The sequence below is a fragment of the Phyllobacterium sp. P5_D12 genome, from assembly GCF_054049495.1.
In genome coordinates this window covers 1-6265 of record NZ_JBFUMG010000247.1, presented here as the reverse complement: position 1 = coordinate 6265, position 6265 = coordinate 1, and the positions used below count along the sequence as shown (strand labels likewise).

At 54.2% G+C, this 6265-nt stretch carries 7 protein-coding genes; all 7 read left to right on the top strand.

What is annotated here, in order from left to right; translation table 11 throughout:
* Positions 1-231, top strand: a 231-nt coding sequence (locus ACXJ5O_RS15970; RefSeq protein ID WP_457300745.1) for a hypothetical protein, incomplete at its 5' end; no start/stop codon positions are given.
* Between the two features lie 153 nt (positions 232-384).
* Positions 385-1254, top strand: coding sequence for a carbohydrate ABC transporter permease (locus ACXJ5O_RS15965; RefSeq protein ID WP_457300744.1), 870 nt, complete (start codon positions 385-387; stop codon positions 1252-1254).
* Positions 1244-2056: a carbohydrate ABC transporter permease gene (locus ACXJ5O_RS15960; RefSeq protein WP_457300743.1), complete on the top strand. Its 813-nt coding sequence runs from the start codon at positions 1244-1246 to the stop codon at positions 2054-2056. The genes ACXJ5O_RS15965 and ACXJ5O_RS15960 overlap by 11 nt, the downstream gene beginning before the upstream one ends.
* 17 nt (positions 2057-2073) lie before the next feature.
* Positions 2074-2829, top strand: a complete 756-nt coding sequence (locus ACXJ5O_RS15955) for a glycerophosphodiester phosphodiesterase family protein (RefSeq protein ID WP_457300742.1) — start codon at positions 2074-2076, stop codon at positions 2827-2829.
* Positions 2826-3905, top strand: coding sequence for an ABC transporter ATP-binding protein (locus ACXJ5O_RS15950; protein WP_457300741.1), 1080 nt, complete (start codon positions 2826-2828; stop codon positions 3903-3905). Before ACXJ5O_RS15955 ends, ACXJ5O_RS15950 begins: the two co-directional genes overlap by 4 nt.
* Positions 3906-4490: 585 nt before the next feature.
* Positions 4491-5126 carry a hypothetical protein gene (locus tag ACXJ5O_RS15945; protein ID WP_457300740.1) on the top strand — a complete coding sequence of 212 codons (636 nt, stop codon included), beginning with the start codon at positions 4491-4493 and terminating at the stop codon, positions 5124-5126.
* A 456-nt stretch (positions 5127-5582) separates the two neighbouring features.
* Positions 5583-6050: a hypothetical protein gene (locus tag ACXJ5O_RS15940; RefSeq protein ID WP_457300739.1), complete on the top strand. Its 468-nt coding sequence runs from the start codon at positions 5583-5585 to the stop codon at positions 6048-6050.
* Positions 6051-6265: the final 215 nt, after the last annotated feature.

Sequence of the window (6265 nt, the reverse complement as noted above, 5' to 3'; positions counted from 1 at the left end):
CAATATCAAGCGCCTCGACGGAAACAAGAACTGGAAGGCGCATCTACGATGGCTAAACCTCGTCATGGCCGCGGGTATGGAACTCCTTTCGCCGACGGAACACGCCGCAGCAATCTATGCCAAGATGATCACAACGCCGCAGTTGAAGCAGTTCTGGTTTATGAACCCGAATTCATCGCGCGTGCAACCCGAACAGGACCTCCTTATCGCAGCCATCGCGATCTCGCATAATTGCCCATTAGCGACGTTGAATGTGAAGGACTTCATGCTCATCAATAAGTTTTTTCCATTGCCCGGACTGCTGCAGCCTACGATGGGATGGTTGATCCAACCGGATGATCGCGTATCGACGATCTCACCAGTAGGCCGTCCTTCGGATATTAGATGCTTGTTCGCTTCACGCCTTATGCGATGGTTTTACCCATCGTCCTGTTCATTTTGGCATTCACCTATTGGCCCATACTCGTCAGTTTCGATCTGAGTTTCCGTCATTGGGATTTCATGTCGTCCGACAAGCCGTTCGTTGGCTTGTTGAACTACAGCGAACTGGTGCGCTCGGATGAGTTTTGGAATTCAGTCACCATCACGCTGATATTCACCGCCATTTCAGTACCCTTGCGGCTGGCCCTTGCCATAGCCATCGCGCGTTACCTGACCACCGAGAGCAAGACCGTGCGGGCGTTGCGCGGGACGTTCTTTCTACCCGCCGTCACGTCCAGCGTAGCAATTGCGGTGATATGGTCATGGATATTTTCCACTGACGCGGGCGTGGCAAATGCGCTGCTCAACAATCTTGGCATAGCCAAAGTGCCGTGGTTGCAAACGCCTTCGCTTGCCCTTTGGGTGATCATCATCGTCAACACCTGGAAGCAATTGGGTTACGATATCGTCATCTACGTCGCAGGCCTGCAGGCAATTCCAGAAGACCTGTATGAAGCCGCAAAGATGGATGGCGGCAAGAGGTGGCATACGTTCCGGAGGGTGACGTTTCCGCTCGTCATGCCGACCACATATTTTTTGCTCATCGTCTCCGTTATCGAGTCCTTCCAGATTTTCACCATTGTCGACGTGATGACGCAGGGCGGGCCCGCGATGTCCACCGATATGATGGTGAACATGCTCTACCGGACCGGATTCACGCTGTTCGATGTCGGTAAGGGCTCGGCGCTTGCAGTGTTGCTGTTCGTATTCCTGGTTGTTTTGACGGTCTTGAAGTCCCGGATATTGGGCAAGCGGGTGCATTATGAACACTAGCGGCGGCGTTGTCCTGAGGAGCACTGCTGTCGCGGTCGGTCTGTTGTTCCTCTCCCCCCTCCTCTACGGCATCTGGATCTCGTTTCAGACGGCCAATGGTTTCTTTTCCGGCAACGGCGAAATGACACTTCAAAACTATGTTGTTGCAGTGGAGAAGATGAATTTTCTCCGCTACCTCTTCAACAGCCTCATTGTGTCGGGCGGAGTAACCATCCTCAGCCTGGCCACGTCGATCATGGCGGCATATGCATTTTCACGTTTCGAATTCCGCGGCAGGGATTTGATCTTCGGGCTTGTAATTGCAACCTTGATGATCCCCGGTCACATCACCCTGATACCCAACTACCTGAATTTTGCCCGAGTGGGTCTGCTCGACACCTATGCAGGATTGATTCTGCCCGCTGTGGCCAATGGCTTTGCGACATTCTTCCTGCGCCAGTATTTCCGCGGCATACCCCGCTCCCTCGACGAGGCGGCCTGGATGGATGGCGCGAACGCCTGGAAGGTGCTCTACCGCGTTATCATCCCCATGTCGAAGCCTGCCATCTACGCGATGGGGCTGTTCATCTTCTTGGGAGAGTGGAACAGTTACGTCTGGCCGCTGATTGCTACCGACAGTCCGGACATGCTGACACTGCAGATTGGCCTCGCCCGGCTTTACAAGATGGATGCGCAGGAAGGCCTGGTGAACTGGCCACTGGTCATGGCGGCCGCCACACTGACGATGCTTCCTGTGTTACTCGGATTTGCCCTCGTTGAGCGCCACCTCGTCCGCGGCATCTCCATGGGCGCAATCAAATGACCACTGAAGGAAATATAATGAAAACGATGATAGCGTCCCATCGGGGCGGCACCCTCGAGTATGGCGACTCCACACCCTCTGGCTTTCGGGCGACGTCCGGCATGCCACTGGAGCAAGTGGAGTTCGATGTGCATCCGACGGCGGACGGGCACATCGTGGTGCATCATGATGCCAACATGGATCGCACCACGGACAGTGTCGGAGCGCTCGCTGATTTGACATTGCATGAGATCAAAGCCGCGCGCATCAACTATTCGAAGGGCGAAAGCCCCCTCACCCTCGAAGAGCTTTGCAACGTCTATCGCGACGGGTCAGTTGGCTTTCGCTGTGAGATCAAAGCCGACAAGAATGGCATTCCCTACCACTCATTCATTCCAAACGTGGCGGAAACATTGGCGCGAGAGGGGATGTTGGAGAAAACAGTATTCTCTGCCTTCTATTTGGAAATTCTGCAGGAGCTTAAGCGGACGCAGGAACGCCCTGTTCTTTGGTTGATCAGCCCGCAGCTGCACAGGCAGCTTGGCATTCCGGAGATAATCTCCATTGCCCGAACGAACGCCATTCCTGAGATCGGCGTCAATATCGAACTGCTTGATGAACGGGTCGTGGAAATGTGCGGTCAATCAGCGATAGAGATCGGTTGCTGGGCTGCCCATAGCGTACCCCAGATGACAAAAGCTTTTGCGTTGGGTGCCAAAGTCATGACGACGGACAGACCGTCAGTCGCTTTACGCGTTCGTGACGAATTCTATCGGGACACACGAGCGTCATGATTTCGATTGCGCTCGAAAATGTCAGCAAGTCGTACCAAGCCGATACTCCCGTTGTTAAGAACGTGGATCTCGATATCGAGCCGGGCGAGTTTGTCGTAATTGTAGGTCCCTCAGGTTGCGGCAAATCAACGATGATGCGCATGATTGCTGGTTTGGAGCGGATCTCATCGGGAACTCTCAGAATAGGCGGCAGGGTAGCCAACGATATCCCGCCGCAGCACCGCGACATCGCGATGGTCTTTCAGAATTATGCGCTCTACCCCCACCTCACAGTCGCAGAGAACATCGGCTTCAGTTTGGAAATGCGCGGCGTCTCCAAAACCGAAAGGCTAAGGCGCGTCGAAGTGGTCGCGCATCTCTTGCAGCTTTCGGACTATCTCCACAAAAAGCCCAAGGACCTGTCCGGCGGCCAACGCCAGCGCGTCGCCATGGGACGGGCGATCGCCCGTGACGCCAAGACGTATTTGATGGATGAGCCTTTATCCAATCTCGACGCTGAGTTGAGGAGCAGTATGCGGGCAGAGATAAAGCATCTGCACAGGCAATTGAAGGCAACGATGATCTACGTCACACACGATCAGGTGGAGGCGTTGACATTGGCTGACCGGATCGCCGTCATGAACAAGGGTGTGCTTGAGCAATTCGACACCCCAGAAAAAATTTACGACGATCCGGCAAGTCTGTTCGTGGCTGGGTTCATCGGATCGCCCCCGATGAATTTTATCGATGCCGTCTGTAAGGAAGGCTTAGTCAAGACCATTGAGGGAATCCGCATTCCGATAACTTGCCCTCCAGAGCTTGAAGGATCACAAGTTGTAATTGGTTTGCGGCCCGAAAACGGCGTTCTGTCAACGGGCGACAAAAGGATGGCGATCGAATTCGCGGGCGAAGTGATGCTTATCGAGACTACGGGCAGCAATCGCAACATTCACGCCAAGACGGCGACTGGGCCACTCCTCGTCGTGGCACCTCGGTCAGCAGCCATCGGATTGGGAGATAACGTTTCTATCGGTTACAGGACCGAGGACGTATTCCTTTTCGAGAAAAACACGGGGAAGCGCATTCGTCCGTCTTAGGCTTGCGGCACGATATTGCTTGCCGTCCCGATAATCATTCTCGGGGCGGTAGTGCTGATGATTTTTTCCTTGTTGGGTAGATTTTTGGCCCTTCGCCCTATTGATATGCCAGCCGTCGACGGCGGCGGGCAAGCGAGCTACCTCATCGGATTTAGCAACGGCGTCTCATCTCCACAATTGAATTGGCGGTGGCACCGTTAACGGCGGAACTGGTCCGGGCTCTGGGACGGGGATAGCCAGGGCTAGGGCGACACGCCAGAACCGAAAGATGATGACAGATAGCAAAATCGATCGGGTTTTCCCCGCTTGGCTGGATGCACACGCGATCAGCGCGCGAGCAGTAATGTTGGAACCGTCGGTTCCTGTGTGAAACTAACTGTGCCTTGCATCGGCCGCTAGCCTTCACCGCTTTCTGTGGTAATTTGCAGCTGTTCGCTACTCTCATTGGGGAACAAGATCGTCCGGTGAATTTCTGATCGCGGTAGTTGTCGTACTAGCGGTTTTTCAGTCCAAGCACATGCGTGGCGAGCGACAAGGTAGGCTCAGTCGCTGAGACGGTGTTCGCTCCTCGAGTTCGGGAATGGAATGATGATTGCAAGTGGTCGTCTAGTCTTGGTAGCCTTGCTTGCCCTCGCGGTAGAGGGATGTGTGTCGAATACGGGAATCAAGCCGAATGTCGTGACCTACAACAATCAAGGCTCGATGGCAGTCGGCGCTCCCTCAACCACTTCGACACTTCAGCAGAAGGAAGGGCGATACTTCATTGAGTTCCGCTCCCGCTATGCCCTCACCTACGGCCACACTTTCGTGATTTTTGGCCGTCTGGACGAGGCGGGCCAAATGATCGATCCCGAAGTATCCGGCCTTGCCCCGGCTACAGATAGTGTCGTTCCCTACATTCTTGGTCATTATATACCCGTGCCGGCTGAGACCGGGGCGAGCGACGGTGATCTGGAAGACAGGTACAGGTCGGCGAGCTGGCGCGTCATGTTGAGCGAAGCCGAATACAATAACGTCGTTGCCTACATACGCAAACTGAAGGCCAGATCGCACTTCTGGCAAGCGACGACGTATAACTGCAATGCCTATGTGGGCGACATTGCCCGGTCCATGGGCTATAAAGTGCCCGGCCACCTGCTGCGTCCGCAGCAGTACATAACCAAGCTTCGAGAGATGAATGGGGGCCCGAATGCGATTGGTTATACCGGGCCTGCGGGTTGAGAGGAGCGGTGTCTGAGCACCTGTTAGCCACAAGCGCACGGTCGAATTGTTTCGACGGGTCGCTAGGTGGGGTGTGCAGACACCCCTTTGGATTCCAACGAACAACATGATGTCTCGACGGTGGGCCCACGAATCCACTCGTCCCGGTCGGCACGAAGGTCGTGGTCTTGGATCCCACCTCAATGCTCTCTCCACGCTCGTGATCCAATACGTGTGACATGTCCGGTGATCCCATATTTGACTGAGGGACTTTGAAGACGAAACAATTGGTCCCAGTGGGTTTTCCCTGTAGCGAACGGTTCTTCCTCCGTTGACCATCTCCCCAATGAACAAATGGACAGGCGTAAAGTTTGCCTGTGACCACCCATCTTGGGTTCCGGATGAATGATGCTATGATATGGATTGCTCGCGCAGCTGGGGAAAGGTTGAATGAGGAAACTCAGCCCTGCCGTCGTTTTGACGATTTCGCTTGTTTCAACGTTGTCGAGTGCGCTGGCTCAAAGCACTGATCCGACCGCGCCGACGGCTGCGCCTGTCTGCAGCGACATCGTCAAGAGGCTTGACAGCGCGATCAAGGAATATAAACGGGCCAAGTTTTCCTTGGATCGGGCCACCCAACTCATGGCATCGGCACGTTATTCCAGCAGGATCGGAAAGATGAACATCGATTTGGCAAGCAGACAGGCTGATGTCACCGTCGCCACTGCTTCTTATGTTGAATCTATCGGTCCTGCCTACAGTTCGGTGGCAGCCCTCAACGCCGATTGTGGCCAAGATGCCTTCAAGGAATCCGGTATCAGATTCACGGTGAAGCTCAATCTGGATGTTACCAGATTCATCTCCGAGGGTGTCGACAAATTGGCGGATGAACAAATGGCTGACATCAAGAAGGTGTTCGGCGACATGAAGAGTAGGCAAAAATAGCACGGCTGAGCGCTTTGAATTGCGACCTCGCCTAGTAGATGCGACGGAAACCCCGTCGCAATAGGTGACGGATTGTGTGAATCGAACGTCAATTTATGTCTGCGATGCTGTCAATCAAATCAATAACTCGGTTACCTGGATCGAGCGTTCTTCACGGGTGTCGTGTGCTTTCTCACGAAGAAATATCTCCTGATCTTCTCGATCAAGGCTACGGC